The 21,370-nt window shown below is 34.3% G+C and carries 22 protein-coding genes and 1 tRNA gene; 8 read left to right on the top strand and 15 right to left on the bottom strand.

Translation table 11 applies throughout. From position 1 onward, the window contains the following. Positions 1-188 precede the first annotated feature (188 nt). The gene (locus J3U13_RS05485) at positions 189-692 is read left to right on the top strand and encodes a hypothetical protein (RefSeq protein ID WP_267340672.1); all 504 of its coding nucleotides are present in this window, start codon (positions 189-191) and stop codon (positions 690-692) included. 315 nt (positions 693-1,007) lie between these two features. Here J3U13_RS05485 and J3U13_RS05480 read toward each other — a convergent pair. Then, positions 1,008-1,095: transfer RNA gene (locus J3U13_RS05480), tRNA-Ser, on the bottom strand. Positions 1,096-1,287: 192 nt separating this feature from the next. Here J3U13_RS05480 and J3U13_RS05475 point away from each other — a divergent pair. From J3U13_RS05475 to J3U13_RS05450, 6 genes are read left to right on the top strand one after another with little or no spacing between them, the layout of a single operon-like run. Beyond that, positions 1,288-1,605, top strand: a complete 318-nt coding sequence (locus J3U13_RS05475; protein WP_267340671.1) for a TusE/DsrC/DsvC family sulfur relay protein — start codon at positions 1,288-1,290, stop codon at positions 1,603-1,605. A 21-nt stretch (positions 1,606-1,626) separates the two neighbouring features. Next, positions 1,627-1,923 (top strand): cell division protein FtsB, encoded by a 297-nt coding sequence (gene ftsB, locus J3U13_RS05470; protein WP_267340670.1) that lies wholly within the window; start codon positions 1,627-1,629, stop codon positions 1,921-1,923. Beyond that, positions 1,920-2,621, top strand: coding sequence for a 2-C-methyl-D-erythritol 4-phosphate cytidylyltransferase (gene ispD, locus J3U13_RS05465; protein ID WP_416380280.1), 702 nt, complete (start codon positions 1,920-1,922; stop codon positions 2,619-2,621). The genes ftsB and ispD overlap by 4 nt, the downstream gene beginning before the upstream one ends. Before the next feature lie 19 nt (positions 2,622-2,640). Beyond that, the gene (gene ispF, locus J3U13_RS05460) at positions 2,641-3,126 is read left to right on the top strand and encodes a 2-C-methyl-D-erythritol 2,4-cyclodiphosphate synthase (RefSeq protein WP_267340667.1); all 486 of its coding nucleotides are present in this window, start codon (positions 2,641-2,643) and stop codon (positions 3,124-3,126) included. 21 nt (positions 3,127-3,147) lie between these two features. Then, complete coding sequence (truD, locus tag J3U13_RS05455) at positions 3,148-4,170, top strand: tRNA pseudouridine(13) synthase TruD (protein ID WP_267340665.1); 1,023 nt, start codon at positions 3,148-3,150, stop codon at positions 4,168-4,170. A gap of 6 nt (positions 4,171-4,176) precedes the next feature. After that, positions 4,177-4,806, top strand: a complete 630-nt coding sequence (locus J3U13_RS05450; protein WP_267340664.1) for a protein-L-isoaspartate(D-aspartate) O-methyltransferase — start codon at positions 4,177-4,179, stop codon at positions 4,804-4,806. A gap of 374 nt (positions 4,807-5,180) precedes the next feature. Here the strand turns inward: J3U13_RS05450 and pnuC are convergent, their stop codons facing one another. After that, complete coding sequence (gene pnuC, locus J3U13_RS05445; protein ID WP_267340663.1) at positions 5,181-5,870, bottom strand: nicotinamide riboside transporter PnuC; 690 nt, start codon at positions 5,868-5,870, stop codon at positions 5,181-5,183. A gap of 2 nt (positions 5,871-5,872) precedes the next feature. Then, entirely contained in the window at positions 5,873-7,108 is a 1,236-nt protein-coding gene (gene nadR / locus J3U13_RS05440) for a multifunctional transcriptional regulator/nicotinamide-nucleotide adenylyltransferase/ribosylnicotinamide kinase NadR (protein WP_267340662.1), read from the bottom strand. 501 nt (positions 7,109-7,609) lie between these two features. Here nadR and recD point away from each other — a divergent pair. Further along, a complete protein-coding gene (recD, locus tag J3U13_RS05435; protein WP_267340661.1) occupies positions 7,610-9,457 on the top strand; it encodes an exodeoxyribonuclease V subunit alpha in 1,848 nt (615 codons plus the stop codon). Between the two features lie 104 nt (positions 9,458-9,561). Here recD and J3U13_RS05430 read toward each other — a convergent pair whose 3' ends face one another. From J3U13_RS05430 to trxB, 12 genes are all read right to left on the bottom strand, one after another. Then, positions 9,562-10,287: an amino acid ABC transporter ATP-binding protein gene (locus J3U13_RS05430; RefSeq protein ID WP_267340660.1), complete on the bottom strand. Its 726-nt coding sequence runs from the start codon at positions 10,285-10,287 to the stop codon at positions 9,562-9,564. After that, the gene (locus J3U13_RS05425; protein ID WP_267340659.1) at positions 10,284-10,985 is read right to left on the bottom strand and encodes an ABC transporter permease subunit; all 702 of its coding nucleotides are present in this window, start codon (positions 10,983-10,985) and stop codon (positions 10,284-10,286) included. Before J3U13_RS05425 ends, J3U13_RS05430 begins: the two co-directional genes overlap by 4 nt. A gap of 1 nt (position 10,986) precedes the next feature. Continuing rightward, positions 10,987-11,721: an amino acid ABC transporter permease gene (locus tag J3U13_RS05420; RefSeq protein ID WP_267340658.1), complete on the bottom strand. Its 735-nt coding sequence runs from the start codon at positions 11,719-11,721 to the stop codon at positions 10,987-10,989. Positions 11,722-11,801: 80 nt separating this feature from the next. Continuing rightward, entirely contained in the window at positions 11,802-12,710 is a 909-nt protein-coding gene (locus J3U13_RS05415; protein ID WP_267340657.1) for a glutamate/aspartate ABC transporter substrate-binding protein, read from the bottom strand. 227 nt (positions 12,711-12,937) lie between these two features. After that, on the bottom strand, positions 12,938-14,476 hold the full coding sequence (gene lnt / locus J3U13_RS05410) for an apolipoprotein N-acyltransferase (RefSeq protein WP_267340656.1): 1,539 nt from the start codon (positions 14,474-14,476) through the stop codon (positions 12,938-12,940). Position 14,477: 1 nt separating this feature from the next. Beyond that, entirely contained in the window at positions 14,478-15,341 is an 864-nt protein-coding gene (gene corC / locus J3U13_RS05405) for a CNNM family magnesium/cobalt transport protein CorC (protein WP_267340655.1), read from the bottom strand. A gap of 86 nt (positions 15,342-15,427) precedes the next feature. Next, entirely contained in the window at positions 15,428-15,895 is a 468-nt protein-coding gene (ybeY, locus tag J3U13_RS05400) for an rRNA maturation RNase YbeY (protein ID WP_267340654.1), read from the bottom strand. A 21-nt stretch (positions 15,896-15,916) separates the two neighbouring features. Beyond that, the gene (rlmH, locus tag J3U13_RS05395) at positions 15,917-16,387 is read right to left on the bottom strand and encodes a 23S rRNA (pseudouridine(1915)-N(3))-methyltransferase RlmH (protein ID WP_267340653.1); all 471 of its coding nucleotides are present in this window, start codon (positions 16,385-16,387) and stop codon (positions 15,917-15,919) included. A 4-nt stretch (positions 16,388-16,391) separates the two neighbouring features. Beyond that, entirely contained in the window at positions 16,392-16,709 is a 318-nt protein-coding gene (gene rsfS / locus J3U13_RS05390) for a ribosome silencing factor (RefSeq protein WP_267340673.1), read from the bottom strand. 138 nt (positions 16,710-16,847) lie between these two features. Next, positions 16,848-18,491, bottom strand: a complete 1,644-nt coding sequence (gene cydC, locus J3U13_RS05385; RefSeq protein ID WP_267340652.1) for a heme ABC transporter ATP-binding protein/permease CydC — start codon at positions 18,489-18,491, stop codon at positions 16,848-16,850. Continuing rightward, positions 18,485-20,200, bottom strand: a complete 1,716-nt coding sequence (gene cydD / locus J3U13_RS05380) for a heme ABC transporter permease/ATP-binding protein CydD (RefSeq protein WP_267340650.1) — start codon at positions 20,198-20,200, stop codon at positions 18,485-18,487. Before cydD ends, cydC begins: the two co-directional genes overlap by 7 nt. 15 nt (positions 20,201-20,215) lie before the next feature. Further along, on the bottom strand, positions 20,216-21,169 hold the full coding sequence (gene trxB / locus J3U13_RS05375; RefSeq protein ID WP_267340648.1) for a thioredoxin-disulfide reductase: 954 nt from the start codon (positions 21,167-21,169) through the stop codon (positions 20,216-20,218). Positions 21,170-21,370 lie beyond the last annotated feature (201 nt).

Genomic DNA, 21,370 nt, shown 5'->3' with positions numbered 1-21,370 from the left:
GGGGACATCCAAAGAGGGCACTGAAATTCCTGTTGTTTTTGGTACTGTTAAAGTGAATAAACTCATTTATGTCTGGTATGGAAATCAAAGCACGGTGAGAATTGAATAATAATGGCTGTTATGATCAGGGTCAAAATTCATATTTAATAATGATATTAGAGAGGTCTATTCTCGCCTTTTGTATATTCATGTCAGACGATGAAATATCCAATATACATAGTAATGGCAGTAAACGTGTTAAGCAAATAATTGCGAGAACAGGTAAATTTAGCGATATAAATAGCATTGATATTTATTGCGTATCACTTAGCAACAAAATTGGAAATTTGTCTCCTTTCGACAATACGCCTGAAGATACTATACCCATATCAATTGGATTAAATGACATGCAAAAAATATTCATATTGGTTTACGGTAAAATAGAACATGATAGGAATCTAGCTTACACACTTCGAAAGTTTGTGTTAAATAAAAATTGCAGGTATGAAATCAGGTATGTCAGAAATGTAATTAATGAACAAAATTTTAAACAGGTGGTAGATAGACTATATTCTGAATTGTTCGAACTTAGTTATTATTGGACTTCTCAAAGCAAGATTTATGAGTTGAGATCAAATATTGAAGAGTTCGCTGATTGTGTTTTACATCAGAATGCAGTAACAAATAAGTTTGAAATTAAACTTTCTCAATAAGATTATAAATCCATTAGCCTTAATGGAGTTTGATAAAATCACCATTCACGATTTATAGCCAGTGAAAAAATAAGATATGGACATTTTTACAAACGTAAATTGAGCCATTATTAGGGATTATTATTAGGTAACTTGTTGTTAATGTCGTTTATTGTGATTAGTTGAAATTACATATTGTTTTTGAAGGAAATAATTAAGTTATGATTAGAATAAATAATGCTGTATATTTGAAATTAATACTAAGTGATATTATTTTATAACAAGATGATATTTTAATTTTTGAATTGTAACTAATCGCTTCCTATTTAGGAAAGATGGCGGAAGCGCAGAGATTCGAACTCTGGGAGGGTCGCCCCTCGCCGGTTTTCAAGACCGGTGCTTTCAACCGCTCAGCCACACTTCCGCAATGGCTGTGCATATTAAAGTAGACTTACTCATTTGTAAATAGGTATTTTGATTTTTTTAATCGTTTGCTTTAAATTTCATCAAATTTAGTGGTAATTAGTGTAAATATGGTGCTTTTACTATCAAAATAGTGTTGGAATTTATTTTAACAGGTATAATATGGCGCAAATAAAAATGCGTGTTTACAAAAATGTTAGAGCAAATACAAACTGATGATAATGGTTATTTAAAAAATTGGCAGGATTGGACTGCTGATTTGGTTCCTTTGTTGGCAGAAAAGGAGTCTATCGAATTAACAGATGCACATTGGGAAGTGATTTTATTTGTCCGTGATTTTTATTTAGAGTATAAAACATCGCCAGCGATTAGAGCATTAGTAAGAGCGATGGAAAAAAAATTTGGTATTGAAAAGGGTAATAGTCGTTATTTATATAAGTTATTCCCAGAGGGTCCTGCTAAACAAGCTACTAAACTTGCAGGCTTACCAAAACCCGTTAAATGTATCTAAATAAGCGAATAGATTAATTTCATGATTAGATGGAAATTGCCTTTAATACTACTTATTGTACTTGGTTATTTGCAATACTCGCTATGGTATGGCAAAAACAACGTTTATGATTACCAAGATAATCTACAAGTGTTGGCTGATCTTCATGACCAAAACGCACAATTAAAAGATCGTAATGAACAAATGTTTGCCGAAATTAATAATTTGCAACGCAGTTCTGAAGCGATAGAAGAGCGTGCGCGTAGCCATTTAGGTATGGTAAAGCCAAATGAATATTTCTATCGGATTATTATTGATCCCAACCCGCAATCTCGATAAGGCGTAACGTGAATAATACCAGTAATATTGTCGCAATTGTTCCAGCAGCTGGCATTGGTTGTCGTATGAACAACCAAATACCAAAACAATATTTGAAAATTGACTCAATGACAGTCATTGAGCATACTTTGAATAAACTGTTATCACATCCTAAAATAAGACAGGTTATTGTCGTTATTAACCGCGAAGATGTAATATTTAAAACACTTGCAGTTGCAATGCATGATAAAATAAAAGTTACTATAGGCGGTAAAACTCGTGCTGAGTCAGTATTGGCAGGTTTGCATTTAATAAATGATAATCAATGGGCGCTCGTTCATGATGCAGCAAGACCTTGTGTTTGTCATGATGATATAACACAATTAATGGATATAGTACTTAATACACAAAAAGGCGGTATTTTAGCTACTCGAGTCAGTGATACCATAAAACGTTCTTATCAAAATAATGACAATATTATTGAATGTTCAGAAGATAGGAATTATTTATGGGCGGCAGCAACTCCACAATTATTTAAAGCAGATGAGCTAAAATCATGTTTGCAGCGGGCTTTAGATAATCATATGACTATTACTGATGAAGCTTCTGCTATTGAATATTGTGGCGGGCATCCATTATTAGTTGAATGTCGTCGCGATAACATTAAAATTACTCGACCTGAGGACTTGGCGTTGGCCACTTTTTATTTAACTACATAAATCACAAATAGGTAGAACTATGCGAATAGGTCATGGATTTGATGTTCATAAATTTGGCGGAGAAGGTCCCATTACGCTTGGAGGTGTGAAAATTCCTTATCAATATGGTCTGGTTGCTCACTCTGATGGTGATGTGGTACTGCATGCAATAACGGATGCGTTAATTGGTGCATTAGCAATGGGTGATATTGGTAAACTTTTTCCTGATAACGATCCTCAGTACAAGGGAATTGATAGCCGAATATTATTAAGAAAAGTTTATCACATTATCCAAAACAAAGGTTTTGAACTTGTCAATTTAGATACGACGATCATTGCCCAGGAACCTAAAATGCGTGGTCATGTCGATCAGATGCGAATTAACATTGCTGAAGATCTTAATGTTCATTTTGATCAAATTAGTGTCAAAGCAACCACTACAGAACAATTAGGTTTTACCGGACGTAAAGAAGGTATAGCCTGTGAAGCAGTCGTATTATTAACGAAAATAGCTGAAGTCAATTAAATTAAAAGATAGGTAACATTCGTGTTAACAGAACTGAATTATTTTTATGGAAAACCTACAATAACAGGACAATATAAACAAAATTATGATGATTTTATTGTCACTGAAGATCTTGGATTTGAGTTAACTGGTGATGGTGAACACGTCTTGGTTTATCTTCAAAAGCGTGATTGTAATACTTTATTTGTTGCTGAACAGTTAGCTAAATATGTTGGTATTCCTGCTAAATTAGTCAGTTATGCAGGATTAAAAGATCGTCAAGCGGTAACTCGTCAGTGGTTTAGTTTACACATGCCAGGTCAAGTAACGCCTGATTTTTCGGCTTTTAATTTAGACGGATGTGAGATTTTAAAGATTACACGGCATAATAAAAAATTAAAAATAGGTTCTTTAAAAGGTAACTATTTTGATATCACGTTAAAAATGCTAAGTGATAAATCTGAGCTTGAAACCAAATTACCGTTAATCAAACAAAATGGTGTGCCAAATTATTTTGGCGAACAGCGTTTTGGTCGCGAACAAAATAATATTACTCAAGCCATCAAATGGGCGAATGGCGAAATTTCCGTTAAAGACCGTAAAAAACGCAGTTTTTACCTTTCAGCAGCACGAAGTGTGATTTTTAATGAAATGGTCAGTCAGCGAATTGAAAAAAAATTGCATAAAACTGTGCTTGATGGGGATATATTACAACTTGCAGGGCGCGGTAGTTGGTTTGTTGCAAAAACAGATGAACTAGATTTATTACAACATCGTTTGGAAAATCGTGAAATCACTATTACTGCACCAATGTTGGGCGATTCGCCACTAGGAACAATGTCTCAAGCACTTGAATTTGAGCAAATTTGTTTACAAAAGTGGTCAAGTTTTCATGATTTATTTAAAAAAGAGCGTCTTGAAACGGCAAGGCGCTCAATAGTTGTATATCCTTTAGAACTTAGCTGGCAATGGCTGGATGATAATAGCCTTAGTATGAGTTTTTATTTACCGTCAGGATGTTACGCCACAAGTGTTATACGCGAATTGATAATAGGAAATAAGTAAATAAATATGCAAAGTTTAAAAATGCAGTCTTTAATTAAATTATTGCGTCAGCAGGGAATCAAAGATGAACGTGTTTTAACCGCTTTTGCCTCTATACCTCGAGAACACTTTATAGACGAGGCATTATCCCATCAGGCTTATGATAATTGTTCTCTACCAATAGGTAGTGGACAAACCATTTCACAACCTTATATAGTTGCAAAGATGACTGAGTTATTACATTTAGAACCTAATTCTAAAGTGCTTGAAATTGGTACTGGATCTGGCTATCAAACGGCAATTTTGGCCAAATTAGTCAACCACGTTTGTTCGGTTGAAAGAATTAAAAGTTTACAGTGGAATACTAAACGTCGTTTAAAGCAGTTGGACATTCATAATATTTCTACTCGACATGGAAATGGTTGGTTAGGTTGGTCTGAACGTGGTCCTTTTGATGGTATTATTGTCACTGCTGCTGCAACACAAGTACCACAAAGTCTTTTAGAGCAGTTAGCGAATAATGGGCGCTTAATCATTCCTGTTGGTGATGAAGACAATCAGGTGCTTCAATTAATAAAACGTAGTGGTGAAAATTTTATTGTGAAAAATGTAGAGGAGGTTAAATTTGTTCCGCTCGTTAAAGGTGATATTGAATAATAAAGCTCTTTATAAACGGATAACTTTGTTTAGTCATTAATACTCAAGATTGAATATTCATATTTTCCTGCTTGATCCTTTATTGTAGGCCATTTTTCGCTCCTTTAATAATGCGAACGACTTTTTGTCAATTAGATATTGCTAATTTTTCTTTAAGTATTATCGTGTTATATCCATTCATGCTTAACCTTTATCGTAATTATTATAAAAGTAATAAATAATTGATTAAAAATTTTTATTTAAAATGGATAATTCATTAAAATTATTAGTTTTTTTAAATATCAGCAAATAGATATGAAATCATCCATGCTACTTACATGGATGACTGTTTTATTGAAATTTATGCATTACCTAAAGTTTTGTTACAAACAGTTTTATTGTTTTTGTTCAGAACTTCTCCACTCACAAATGCCATAAATTGCATTAAATAGATAAATTAAATATTGTGCAGCAATAACAATGTTATTCGTATAAAGGTTGAGACCAATAACCAATATATTTAATATCACCCAGAAATACCAATTAAACGAATAGCGCATCATCAATAATAACTGAGCAACAATCCCTAGTCCAAAGATAAAACAGTTAGTAATAAGCTGATAACTACTATTATTGACTTCAAGGGATTCGGTGATATAAACATTTAAAAATACTGCGACAATGAGTACAATGAAGGTCCATAAAAAATTACTTTCGTTTAAGATTCGGGATTTCACATTTTTATTATTATCTTGATTTTTTTGCCAATTAAGTAAGCCATAAATGTGTGAACCAAAATAGCAAATACTTGGTAAACCAGCACCAATATTACCGTTAAGAAAGTTGGCAAAGCATTCGGCAATATTGGCTAACATACCCATCACATTCCCGATATTTTTGCGTTTAGCCAATAATATTACGCAGATCAATCCACAAAAAGCTCCAATATAGGAAATAGTGTAACGAAGATTAAATTGACTAAATGGATCGGTGTATAAAAAGGCTAGCGTTACACAAAATATGCAAAAAAGCGGATAAAATTTATTTCGTCCAATAAGTATTATAAATTGTTTTAATTTATTCATAATTAATACTCTTCATTGTTGATAAGCTGATTAACTAAATCAATACAGCATAGATAACGTTCTTCATAATTAGGTGAATCTATTTGTATAAATTTTATGTTATTTTTTTCTAAAATAGAGATAAGTAACTGTTGAAAATCTTTACGTTGTTTAGGGCTGCCTAAATGACGTAAGCCGTCTGCAACCCATGGCGTATTGTTGCCAAGTAGAATAACCAGATCAAAACGGTAATTGTTAATCATTGCCTGTAAGAATGGGTGTTCTTTACCTTCATATTTTTTACAAAAAGCTTGAGTTGTAACAAAATCAGTATCAATAAATGAAACTTTATTGGCATGTTTGATTGCAAAATCGATATATTGTGCATGTCCTAGCGCAATTTTATCATAATCTGCATATTGTAATGCGCGTTCATCCCCACCTAACTGGGAAAAAACGTAATCTCGACCATATTCCCAAGCACTGGTAGTATTAAATACATTGGCTAATTTATTGACTAATGTTGATTTACCACTTGATTCTCCACCTAAAATTGCCACAGTCCTAACAAAAAATGGTCTAACTTCTGTTGGAATGTACTGCCAATTTTTGAGAGGTGCTTTACGAATTTGAGTACCACTAACTTGTATAAATTCTCTCTTAGGATCAATAAGAACCGTATTTAAATTAAATAACTTTTTATACATGGAAACGTCTTGAGGTTCACTTGAATAAACGCAATCAGGATTAATTCCTTTTGCTTTAAACAGCTTTTTGACGCGCTCACTCCATTGTAACCAACCATTTGGATAGGGAGGGATGCCATCTTCTTCCAATAATTCAATGTGAATGTTTTTTTGATATTTAAAGGTTTGTAAAAGCCAACGGATTCGATCATTAATTGTTGGTTGCCGAGACATGGCACTTTCTTGAAATAGGGCCATATCACGCTTTACATCAGAACAAAGAATGACATATAACTCATCGACTTGGCTAATTGCGAGTTGAATCAGGTGAATATGTCCAGTATGTAATGGATAAAATTTACCAAAAATCACACCCACTTTTTTATCTCTGGTTGGTTGTTCAATTTGCAAATATTGGTGAAGTGATTGTAATTTTTGCGCACTCGGATTTTTGATTTTATCGTTAATGAGTTGGCTTAAATAACCTTTAGTCATTTGACAAGCATCGGCTACAGTTTGCAATGATAAACTCTTTCGTTTGATTGCTTTTTTTAAATAACTGAAGTTACTCATGGCTTCTCCTTATACTTTGTTTTTTATTTTTAACAAAATATACATTTTTTTATATTAATGTTCAATATATAAAACGAAATTAATTATTTGTAGAAATCTGGATCAAATTTTATGGGAATTTAAACAGAAATAGTTAATAATCTTCTAGCGCAGTCCTTATAGATAGAAATATGCTATATCCCTATTTCTATCCATAAATGTATGGGAATAATAAAAATATAAAACTGTTCAAAAAGAACAGTGTGAAAATTTAAAAAAGAAGTGAAATTGGAAATCAATGCCTTTAGGTTAATTGTATATGACCGGATCCTAATCATTATCTATAAAACAGTAACTCTTAATGAAATTAAGTAATTTCTACAAATTATAGGGTTAATCACCTAAAATTTTGGTTTAAATCTAAATGAAATCAAAAAAAGCACTTTAATATTTAAACTTACTTATCTAAAAGATAAAGTTAACGATATAATGGGATACTAAGTTAGTAACAGAAAAGATCACATGTTAATAGAATGGTTAGCCCAATTTGAACAAAATAACCAAATCAGTTTACTCGATATTCATTTAGCTTTGTTTTTAACCAATAAAGCTGAGCTAAATGATGATATGACAGCTAAACGTTTTGGTTTTTTAGTGCTATCACTTAGTAAAGAAGTGAGGGCTGGTCATGTCTGCCTTGATCTGACATATTTAAATCAACAATCCATTGAACCACAATTATGGCAAGAGTTAGGATCACCCAGTGAACATGTTTGGAAAGCTGTACTTGAACTAGCTAAAAGTAAACACGTTGTAAGCGATGGTACGGACTTATCACCACTTATTTATACCCAAAATAAACTTTATTTTCAGCGTATGTGGTTTGATGAAGCCAATGTGGCGCAATATTTTAATCATACAACACTTGTCGAAGATCCCAATTATCTAGTTGGTTTAAATGTGATTCTTAATCAACTTTTTAGCGATAATAAAGAGCATATCGATTGGCAAAAAGTTGCTGTAGCAGTTGCATTGACCCGTAAAGTAGCCATTATTTCTGGCGGACCAGGTACGGGGAAAACTACAACGGTAGCCAAAATTCTTGCTGCAATTAAGCAAACTGATCCTAAAGCTCGATTAGTTACATCTGCACCCACAGGTAAAGCAGCTTCAAGATTAACCGAATCGTTAAGCCAAGCAATTGAACAACTTTCCTTATCATCTTTAAATATTAATACCGAATCGCTAACCTTGCACCGCTTGCTGGGTGCCAAAGAAGATAATCGCTCATTTACGTATGATAAAAATAACCCACTTAATTTGGATGTATTAGTGATAGACGAAGCATCAATGGTGGACTTAAATATGATGGCGAGAGTGATAGATGCGTTGCCACCCTCAGCTCGCTTAATTTTACTTGGCGATAAAGATCAACTTTCATCCGTTGAAGCCGGCGCTGTATTTGGTGATCTTTGTGCATTTATTACTAATGGATACAGCATCATACGAGCTAAAGAGTTGAGTTTATTGACGGGTTTTAATATACCGAGTTCAGAGCAAACAGTAAACATTACTGACAGTATTTGTTTATTACAAAAAAGTTATCGATTTGATGAATCATCGGGTATTGGTTTGCTTGCTAATGCTGTGAAAGATGGTGAATCCAGCGTTGTTCGAGAATTGCTAAATGATAGTTTATTGAGTGATATTAAGTACCAGGAACTTTCATCTCAGCAAGCTTATCAAGCTCTTTTACAGGATAGTGTGAATCAATATCAACATTATTTAAATATGATAAATGAAAATAGCGTTGATGATATTGCGACGATTTTACATAAATTTTCTCAATATCGGCTACTATGCGCAATACGAGAAGGCAAGTTTGGTGTCAGAGGTTTAAATAAGCAAATTGAGTCTTTATTGTCCCAAAAAAAATTCATTCATCTAAAGAATAATGAAACCTGGTACGTAGGTCGTCCGATTATGATTTTACGCAATAGTATTTCGTTAGGACTTTATAATGGTGATATTGGAATTACATTAAGGGCAGAACATGACCGTTCAAAATTGCGGGTCTATTTTCCCTTTTCTGATGGCTCAATTAAAGGATTTTCTCCTTTTAGATTACCAGAGCATGAAACCGCATATGCAATGACGATCCATAAATCACAAGGATCGGAATTTGATCATGTTAATATTATTTTGCCAATGGATCACTCACCATTACTTAACCGTTCATTACTTTATACTGCCATTACTCGTGCTAAAAAAACAGTTTCTATTTATGCAACAGAAGACATTATTCAACAAGCAATAAAATCTCAAACACAAAGACATAGTGGTTTAGTTAATTTATTATTGAATAATTGATGATTTGTACTGAAAATAGTTGTTAGCCGATTTTTTTATTGAATATTAACAATAAAATGAAAGAACAAGAAGAAAAAACAGGGCATACAGCCCTGTAATTAAAATTAATGAATAATTTTAGCTAAAAAGTCTTTAGCACGATCGGATTGTGGATTAGTGAAGAACTGTTCTTTCGAGGTATCTTCAATAATTTCACCCGCATCCATAAAGATAACACGGTGTGCAACTTTTCGAGCAAAGCCCATTTCGTGAGTAACGACCATCATCGTCATTCCTTCATAAGCAAGTTCAACCATTACATCAAGTACTTCATTTACCATTTCTGGATCCAGCGCTGAGGTAGGTTCGTCAAATAGCATAACAATTGGATCCATACAAAGTGCACGAGCAATCGCAACACGTTGCTGTTGACCACCAGAAAGTTGTGCTGGATATTTATCAGCATGTGCTAGTAAACCCACACGTTCTAATAAGTTTAGTGCTTTTTCTCGAGCCTCTTCATCTGCTCGTCCTAATACTTTAATTTGGGCAAGCGTTAAATTTTTTAAAATAGTCAAATGAGGAAAGAGTTCGAAATGTTGGAACACCATACCCACTTTTGAACGTAATTTAGCTAAATTAGTTGACGGATCGGTTATTTCGGTACCTTCAATAATAATTTTACCTTTTTGTACAGGTTCTAAACCGTTAACGGTTTTAATTAGTGTCGATTTACCGGAACCAGAAGGTCCACAAACAACGACAACCTCACCTTTACCTACTTTTGTTGTACAGTTTTTTAAAACTTGAAATTGTCCATACCATTTTGATACATTTTCTAAGGAGATCATCGATTTATCCCTTTCTTAAAATAATTAACTAACTGTGAAGCAGTAAAACAAATCACAAAATAACTTGCCGCTGCAAAAATAATCATTGAATATTTAACAGTACCGCCTTGAACATTGCCTATTTGAGTTACACTTGCGCCGAAAAGGTCAATTAAACTCATCACATACACTAACGAGGTATCTTGGAATAAGATAATACCTTGAGTTAGTAATAGTGGCACCATAGAGCGAAATGCTTGCGGTAAGATAATCAAGCGCATGGCTTGACCTTTAGTCATACCTAAAGCATAAGCAGCATGATACTGACCTTTAGTCACTGCATTGATCCCAGCACGAATAATTTCTGAATAATAAGCCGCTTCAAAAAGTGCAAAAGCAATCATTGCCGAAACAATACGTACATCCGCATAAGGAGGCAAATTAAATACATATTTAATGACTTGTGGCAATGCCAAATAGAACCATAACAGCACTAATAATAGTGGAATGGAACGAAATAAATTTACGTAGCATTTAGCAAAAATATTAAGCAATTTATTATTTGATAAACGCATCAACGCAAGCATAGTACCCCAAATAATACCAAAAATAACTGCACTGAGGGTAATTTTTGTTGTTAACCATAAACCGCTAAGTAGTAAATGATAATTATCAAATACCAATGAAGGTATATTTGCTATCCAATCAAAAAGCTGCATACTATCCTCCATGATTCATATTAGGTAAACGAGTATGTTTTTCAACAATACGCATAATGGTGAGTACAGCATAATTTATTAGCATAAAGGCAATGGTTACACCACATAAGATTTCAACAATACTATTTGTTGATTCATTAATACGATCAATCTGTCCGATTAAATCGATTAATCCAATTGTTGAAGCAACAGATGAGTTTTTAATAATGTTAGTCATCTCAGATGTTAATGGTGGAATAATGCGACGATAAGCATTAGGTAATAAAATGTATGTATATGCTTGACGATTGGTTAAGCCAAGGGCGATTGCTGCATATTTTTGACCTTTAGGTAAAGTTTGAATACCGGTTCTTACTTGCTCGGCAATACGTGCTGAAGTGAACAATCCTAGAGCAGTTGCGGCTATGATAAATGAACTCACATTCGGTGATAAACCAGAGACAAACCACGTTTTTAAACTTCCAGTCAGAATTTCAGGAAATAGCATATACCATAAAAACATTTGTACAAGTAAGGGGATATTTCGAAATAGCTGAATATAGGCCGCAGCAAAGTTATTTAGAAACTTGTTGTCAAGTGTTCTACAAATACCGACCAATGAACCCAGCACAAAGGCAATGATCCATGCTGTAATAGCTAATGAAATGGTCACAAAAATGCCATCTAACAGCCAATTTAAGTAAATCCCATCACCATAAGGGGTGGGTTCAAAAAATAGTGTCCAATTAAAACTCATAATATATTTAATTCACTAATTTAGATTATGTACTAAATGTAATGACATTTAGTACATGGATTAGAAAGATAAGAAAAGTATTAATCTAATGCTTTATCGTTAGGGTTTGCAAAAAGCTCAACCATTTTCGGTGAAATTTCAAGTGCCATATTTGCACCTTTTGGTGGCACTGGTTGGGTGAACCATTTGTTATAAGATTCTAATGCTTTTCCTGATTTTTGGGCTTCAGCAATGGTGTTATCCATTAGTTGTTTAAATTGAGTATCACCCTTTCTTAACATACAACCATAAGATTCATATGATAAAGGTTCACCAACAATTTTCCACTCAGCAGGATTAATTGCACGTGAACGTTCACCAGCCAATAAAGCATCATCCATTAAAAATGCAGCTGCACGACCAGTTTCAAGAGCATTAAATGCATCACCATGATCTTTTGGGGTAATGATCCGGATACCTAAATTTTCTTTATTGTTGATTTGATTTAAACGGATTTCAGAAGTAGTACCGGCAGTTGTTACTACATTTTTGCCTTTTAAATCTTCGATACTATTGATATTGCTATCCGCTTTAACTAAAAAGCGAGTACCTACAATAAAGATACTGTTTGAAAAACCAATTGTTTTTTGGCGTTCAAGATTGTTAGTAGTTGAACCACATTCAAAATCGTAAGTATAGTTTTTAAGAAGTTGAATACGCGTCTTAGAAGTAACAGGTAAATATTTTACTTTAAGATTAGGTAAGTTTAACTCTTTCTTCACGGCTTCTACGATTAGATTAGAATAATCTTGTGAATAGCCAATCACTTCTTGCTTATCACCATAGTAGGAAAATGGAATAGAAGATTCACGATGACCAACAACAATAACACCACTTTCTTTAATTTTAGCTAATGTGCCAGTAAGTTCTTCAGCTACTGCCGAACCTGTCATTAGGCCTAACATTGCGAATGATAAAACTAATTTGGTTAATTTTGTCTTTTTGTTCATACTCATCTCCTACTGTTTAATTTGTATCATATTAAATTTATTTAATATTTTTACAAAGGGCGTATATTATAACTTATTTTTTAGCATAAAAGTACTTTTTACTGTTTATTTATATATCATTGGCGCCAAATGCATAGCTATAATCATGCTTTATAAGCAATTATTTCTGTACATGATTTTACCTGAAACTGAATATATCTAAGCAATATTTATGCCACTATTGTAAATTAGTCTTTTTTTATAAATATTGGAATACACATCAATATTATTAATAATAAATAGGGTTTATTTCCCCATCTTGCATAAGGAGTCAGGCCAATGGTCGGTGATAGGCTGTCATTTAAAACACCAGTTTTAAATGCTGGAATCTGTTTGATGATTTTGCCTTGCTGATTAATTATTGCTGTGATGCCATTATTAGTACTGCGAATTAATGGGCGTCCAAACTCTAATGCTCTGGCTTGTGCCATTTGCAAATGTTGTTTTGGACCAATGCTATCACCAAACCAAGCATCATTTGAAACAGTCAGCAAAAAATCAGTATCAGGTTTAAAGTTTTGCCATATAAGATCCGATAAAATTACTTCATAGCATATAGCAGTGGTGAATTTAAACCCTTTTATGGTTAATTGAGGCTGTTTTTCATTGCCAGCTTTCATTGAAGACATGGGAATATTGAGCAGTTCGGTAATTGGTTCGAGTAAGGATGCAAATGGCGTAAATTCACCAAATGGTACTAGATGATGTTTCTGATAACGATCAGTAGTTGGGTATTGATAAGGTTCTTTTTTGCCCAATACAATTAAAGAATTATAGATACTACCTTTATTTCGATTGTCAGGTTCATTAAAACGATAATCAATAATACCCACAGCAATTTCTGAGCCATTTGCTCTGGCATGGTTATCTAAATAGTATAAGAAGGGTTGTTGATTAATTTCAAAATCTGTAATGCTCGCTTCTGACCATATTATCATTTTGTCTTTGCCAAAATTTTGTTGGGTAAGCTGATAGTAAGTTTCTAAGGTGTTATTTAATTGTTCACTGCTCCATTTTAAAGATTGAGGAATATTACCTTGAATTAATGAAAAATTGGCTAGGCGGTGATGATCAACGTGAGTCCAAGTTTTATTTTTGAATGAAATTGGTGCAATAAAGATCGTTAACAGTGCAATTATTGCACCAAGTACGTGCTTTTTTGGTTGATTATGTTTGATTCCAAATATGCTGTAAATGGCTAATCCAGATAAAAAACAAGTCAGTAAATTAACACCATCTATTCCGATTATAGGAAAATATGCTCGCAATGGGCTATCAAGTTGGCTATAACCTAATTGTAACCAGGCAAATCCCGTTAAAATATAACCACGTAGAAATTCGGTAAATTGCCATAAAATAGGTGCAGCTAACCCTAATTGCTTGAATGAAAATTGAGGTGCTATACGATCTGCTATTCTAAGTAAAAAAGCAAATAACATCGGGTAGAGTGATAAATATAGGATTAGGAATCCTAAAATCACTATTGCAATAGGGGTAGGTAGTTCTCCATATTGTTTGATACTGATATAAACCCAATGGACTCCTGAGAAAAAATAACCTATACCCCAAGTCAATCCTATTAACATTGCTTGTTTTTTAGTTTTATTCGCAATAAGCCATAATAAACCAATAAAAGAGACAAATGCTAAAGGCCATATATGAAAAGGTGCATAACTAAAAACGGCAATACAACCGTAAATAAAGCTCAATAGTAGATATTTAAGCATGTTATGGTAACTCTAAATTAGGCACTGTTGCACCTTCAGGAATGGTTACATGCAGTTGGATTATGCGTCTTTTATCAGCAATGGTGACCTTAAATTGATAACCGTCAATGATAATACTTTCACCTCTTAGGGGTAAGCGACCAAAATGCTGCATTACCAACCCACCAATGGTATCCATTTCGTCATCACTAAAATTAGTAGCAAAAATTTCGTTAAAATCTTCAACTGGTGTCAGTGCTCGTACGGTGTAAACCGAAGGTGATAAGCGACGAACATCACGATCTTCTACTTCATCATATTCATCCTCGATATCACCAACAATGAGTTCTAAAATATCTTCGATAGTGACAAGACCCGATACGCCTCCAAATTCATCAATCGCTATTGCCATATGGTAACGTTGCATACGAAACTCTTTTAACATATGATCAACACGTTTACTTTCAGGCACAATAACTGTTGGTCTTAATATTTTTTTTAAATCGAAATCGTCAATACCCTGACGGATAAATATAAGTAAATCTTTAGCTAGTAACACACCTTCAATGTGGTCTCTATCTTCACTGATCACAGGATAACGGGAGTGACCATGTTCAGAAATAATATCTAAACATTGATCTAATGAGTAATTGTCTTTGATAGTAACAATTTGTGAGCGGGGAATCATAATATCGCGAATACGTTGTTCTGCTATATCCATGACACCTTCAATCATGTCAAGTGTGTCTGGATCAATAAGTTCGTTTTCTTCAGCTTCGCGTATAACTTCAATCAGTTCTTCCTTATCTTTAGGTTCTGAATGAAATAACTGACTTAACCATAAGGCAAATCCTTTTTTGGATCTCCGGTGATTATCATCGCTCATTTGATTTTTCCTTTACTATTCTATTGTATTTAAGTAATTTTACTTCCGGTTTAGTTATGAACAATGGTGATATTAACTAAACAAGATTATTCGTCAATCAGTTGATACGGATTATTGAATCCTAACTGTTGCATGATATCAATTTCGATATTTTCCATTTCTTCAGCTTCTTCGTCAAGAATATGATCATATCCTAGTAGATGCAAACAACCATGAACAATCATATGTGCCCAATGTGAAGTTAACGATTTATGTTGTTCTTTTGCTTCAGCTTCCACCACTTGTTTGCAAATGATTAAATCTCCTAACAGTGGCACATCAATTTCAATCGGAGATTCAAATGGAAATGAGAGTACATTTGTGGGTTTATCTTTATGGCGGTAAGTATGATTTAACTGTTGGCTCTCTTGTTCATCCACAATTCGGATAGTGATTTCAGCATTATCCATAAATTGCGGTAAAATAACATTTAACCATTGCATAATTTGTTCTTCAGTTGGCAAATTTTGGTTTTCGTCTGTAGCAATTTGCATATCTAAAATAATTGAGCTCATTTAGGTATTTCCCTAATTTGTTTATTCGCGATGATAAGGATGGTTAGTGGTTAAGCTCCATGCTCGGTAAAGGCTTTCAGCTACAATGACACGTACTAAAGGATGAGGTAGTGTAAGAGGCGACAGCGACCAGCTCTGCTGTGCCGCCGCTTTACAAGCAGGGGATAAGCCTTCCGGTCCCCCAATGAGCAAACTTACATCACGACCATCATTTTTCCAACGTTGTAATTGTTGAGCTAAATCATGTGTGGTGTAAGGTTTACCTGGAATATCTAACGTGATAATGCAGTTGCTTTTACCACAACTTGCTAACATTTGTTCGCCCTCTTTGTCTAAGATTCGGGCAATATCAGCATTTTTGGTTCGTTTTCCGGCAGGAATTTCGATAAGTTCAAGCGGCATATCTTTAGGGAAGCGCGAACGATAATCGTCAAAAGCGGTCGTAACCCAACTTGGCATTTTGTTGCCAACAGCAATGAGCTGTATTTTCACACTACTAGCTCCAAAGTTTCTCAAGTTCGTAAAGTTGACGGCTTTCTTCTTGCATAATATGTACAATTACCGAATCCATATCAACCACTACCCAATCAGCATCACTTTTCCCCTCGCTACCTAAAACAAGGTGACCATGTTTTTTTGCTTCATCGAGTAAATGTCCGGCAATGGACGAGACATGACGGTTTGAAGTGCCCGTACAGATAATCATATAATCGGTAATACTTGATTTACCTCGTACATCTAAGGTAACAATATCTTTACCTTTCAGATCATCAATTTTATCGATAATAAAATCTTGTAACGACTGTTGCAAAATAATCTCTCTATCATAAAAAATTAAAGCAACAGTATACCATATTTCTAAAAAAATTACGGTGAAGATAACATTGAGCTTGTATATTTGGTCAAGAAGTTTTAGGTTCACCATATGTTTCAGTAAAATTATATCGCTAATTCAATTATTAAGAGAAATCACTCTATCAAATAATGGATTATCCGTTAAGCGATGGGTAACCATAAGGAGTGTTTTCTTTTTACAAGTGTGTTTAATCAACTGAATAATTTGTTGTTCGGTCTGTAGATCAAGGCTTTCTGTTGGTTCATCCATCAAAATAAGTGGTGAATTATGCAGTAAAGCTCTGGCAATACCGATACGACGAATTTCTCCACCTGATAAAGCGCGACCACCTTGACCAATCTGTAAATCTAAACCTTGCTCTGTATTTAGCAATCTTTCAAGTCCAACTTGCTCTAATACTTCTGTAAGTTGCTGCTCAGTAGCTTGTTCATTTCCTATTAACAAATTTTTCCTTAAGGTATCACTAAAAATTGCAATAACTTGTGGTACCATCGCAATCGCCTGTCTTAAGGTTTTTTCATCCAATTGATTAAGAGGTGTGCCATTAAAATAGATATTGCCTGATGTGGGTTCCCAAGTGCGATTAATGAGATTTAATAATGTTGATTTACCGCATCCTGTTTTGCCAATTATTCCAATATGCTCACCTTGATTCAACATTAACGAAAAATCTTTTAATACAGAAAAAGGTTGATTGGGATAACTAAAATTAATGTTTTCAAAATGTAATGTTGCTGAACTTAAATCGACTTTTTTACTTTCGTTTTCATTTACAAATTTAATATCAGGTTTTTGATTAAAAATTGCGGTTGTGCGTGAAGCGGAGGCCAACACTTGCCCTAAAAAGATAAATGCGCCAGGAATTGGTGCTAAAATTTCGGAACTGGCAAGACAAACAAATACAAATAAAGCTACTAAAGGAGAAAGCGTGTATTGAGTAATTAACCAAATTACCATCAAAGTTAAAAAACCAGTAATCAATAAAACTAATGCACTGGAAAGTGCCATTAAATTGGATTGCCGCTGTTGATCATGTAGCCAATTTGTTTCAAGTTCATCGAGTTGTTTCCGATAGCGCGATTGGGCATTGAAAAGAATAAGTTCAGCTTGTCCTTGTAAATAATTGATGAGTAATAAGCGATATTCACTTTGCTGCTTCGCTAAGTTTTTACCCAATTCTTTTCCTGCTAAATAAAAAATAACTGGCACTACTAATAAAGTGGCAGTAAGAATAATCGTGATAACCATTGCTATGGGTAAATTAATATTACTTAATATAATAAATATAACGCCTATAGTAATCAAAGCGGTTACAATAGGGGAGAATAGCTTAAGATAAAGATGATCCAGTGCATCGATATCAACAATAAAACGGTTAAGTAAATCGGCTCTTTGATATTGAGTTAACTGATTAGCACTCAGTGGCAAAATCTTACAAAAAGCTAATGTTCTTAAATGGGCTAAAATTTTAAACGTTGTATTATGATCTACTAAGCGTTCCATATAGCGTGCTGCCGTGCGTGTAATTGCCGCCGCTCGCACTCCCGCTGCGGGTAACATATAGTTAAAAGTATACAGGCCTGCAATCCCAACAAAAGCCGTTGAGGCTAAAAACCAACCGGATAAAGACAGTAAAAATACGCTAGTAAAAAGGGTCAAAAACGCTAAAGACAAACCACACAATATCTGCCAAAAATAGTGTTTATATAGTGCTATATAAGGACGTAATATGGCTAACACAAATACTCCTTGCTATCACAATCTAACTTACCGTCTGCTAACAACCAAACTTCGTCATACGCGTGGATATCATCAGTTTGGTGGGTAATAGTAATCGTATTTAATGCGATATGTTGGTGATCAATATTTTGCATAGTTTGTTTATCTAAGCTTGCTGTAGGTTCATCGAGAATTAACAATTGGCAGGGCTTTAACATTGCACGAGCTATTGCAACACGTTGCGCTTGACCGACCGACAAACGCACTGCGTCTTCGCCTACTTGGGTATCAAGTTTTTGAGGTAATTTATTAATAACACCAGTCAATTGGGCTTTAGCAATTATAGCCTCTATCTCATCATCAGAGGCGTTCGGTTTGCTTAATAAAATATTTTCGCGCAGTGAACCATTAATAAGATAGGGATTCTGTCCGATCCAACTGATTTGCTGTTGCCAATTGGTGATATCTAATTGATTAAATTCAATACCATTAATCTTCAACGAACCCTGATAAGGTAAAAAGCCTAGCAAAACTTGCATTAATGAAGTCTTACCTTCACCGCTTTTACCTACCAAGGCCACTTTAAATGGTGCCTGTAAGGTAAATGATAAAGGTCCAACGATGTGTTGTTTTTCGCTAGATAGCACAATCAAATCACTTGCTTCAATAGTATGTAATGGTTGATTGATTTGAATTAGAGCGGAATTATGGTGAGTTTGATTTAATAAGATATCTTTACTCAAAAAGGCTTCGATATTGTCTGCAGCAGCAATGGCTTCGGCTTTAGCATGATAGTATGTTCCTAAGTCACGCAATGGTTGAAAATATTCAGGAGCTAAAATTAACGCAAAAAAACCCGAAAATAAGGTGACAGTACCATTATATGAACCGAAATTAAATTCACCTAAATACGAAAAGCCAAAATAGACTGCTACAATCGCGATCGAAATTGATGTAAAAAATTCCAACACAGCAGATGATAAAAAAGCCATTTTTAACACTTGCATGGTTTTAATGCGAAAGTCTTCTGATGCTTGGGCAATTTCCTTAATTTGCTTCTCTCCTTGATTAAATAGACGAATAGTATTAAGTCCTTTTAAACGATCCAAAAAATGACCACTCAAATATGCCAATGCTTTAAAATGGCGTCGGTTGATATCTGCAGCACCCATACCTACTAAAATCATAAAGATAGGAATCAGTGGGGCTGTACATAATAAAATAGCGGCTGCTGCCCAGTTAAATGGAAAAATAGCGATACAAATTGAAATTGGTACAATACCGACTAAACGCATTTGTGGCAGATAACGAGCAAAAAAATCGTGCAGATTTTCTATTTGCTCAATGAGCAGCGTACTCCAAGCGCCAGTAGTATTCTGATTTAAATAGGCAGGACCATAAGCTTCAAGTCGATTAATTACTTTATTGCGAATATGCTTTCGTACTTTTTTTCCTAGTGCGAAGTTAATCTTTTCGCGTACATAAATTAATAATGCTCGACCTAATAAAATAACTATAAGCGAACCAAAGTAAGGTAGGATTTTGGCAAAATGTTGTCGCTCAATAATCAGTTTTTGTAAAATGATTGCTATGAGAGCAGCTTGCAAAATGACTAATAAAGTCAATGCAAAACCAGTTAAAGCAGAAGCATGCAAATCTGCTTTATGCATTTTTGCATGCTGTTTCAACCAGCCAAGTAGATAAGTTTGACGTTTTTTATCTAATGACATGATGATATATTTAGTTTATTTTAAATTATCCAAATAATGTTCGGCATCTAATGCAGCCATACATCCAGTTCCAGCTGAAGTGATCGCTTGGCGATAAATATGATCCATAACATCTCCTGCGGCAAAAATCCCTTCGATACTGGTTTGGGTTGCATTCCCATGCGTACCAGATTGAACTTTAATGTAACCACCCTCTAGCTCAAGTTGACCTTCGAAAATAGTGGTATTGGGTTTATGACCAATAGCAATAAATACGCCCATAACAGAAAGATCATCAGTTAAATTAGGATGTTGAGTGCTACGAAGCCTGACTCCTGTAACGCCCATATTATCTCCTAATATTTCATCAACAGTTTGATGAGTATGCAAAATCACTTTACCTTCTTGTATTTTTTCAGCCAAACGAGTCATTAAGATTTTTTCTGCTCTAAAGCTATCGCGGCGGTGTATTAAATGTACTTCACTGGCAATATTGGCTAAATAAAGCGTCTCTTCTACAGCAGTATTACCGCCTCCAACTACGGCAACTTTTTGATTGCGATAAAAAAAACCATCACAAGTTGCACACGCCGATACACCTTTACTTTTAAAGGCCTCTTCTGAAGGTAAGCCAAGATATTGAGCGGAGGCACCAGTAGCAATAATTAATGCATCGCAACTGTACTCTGTTTCGCTGCCATAGAGTTTATAAGGTTTGCTACTAAAATCGACTCGATCGATATGATCTAAAATAATTTCAGTATTGAATCTTTCTGCATGCTCTCTCATTTTGACCATTAAATCAGGCCCAGTTAATTCCGGCGCACCAGCAGGCCAATTTTCAATTTCAGTTGTAGTTGTCAGTTGACCACCTTGTTGTATTCCCGTTATTAATACTGGTGAAAGATTAGCTCGAGCGGCATAAACAGCTGCAGTGTAACCAGCAGGACCAGAACCAAGTATTAGTAAACGTGCATGTTTAGTTTTCATCTTTTAATCCTTATTTATGTTCTGGCTGTGAAAAGCAGAACTTGCTTAAGTTATAATTGAAAAGTCTAACATTATCAATCTTTATCGTGCAAAAAAATTGATTATTACAGTGATAGGTAAAGACGATAAGATTGATTTAAATATTTTGCAAAGATTATCTTTTTTATTATTCGTTCATTTTTAGTCGATATTTAATAAATA

It is taken from the genome of Gilliamella sp. B2887 (genome assembly GCF_026537015.1).
Taxonomy (GTDB): domain Bacteria; phylum Pseudomonadota; class Gammaproteobacteria; order Enterobacterales; family Orbaceae; genus Gilliamella.
Note: the sequence above shows the minus strand (reverse complement) of the source record. Positions and strands in the feature narration are given on the sequence as shown.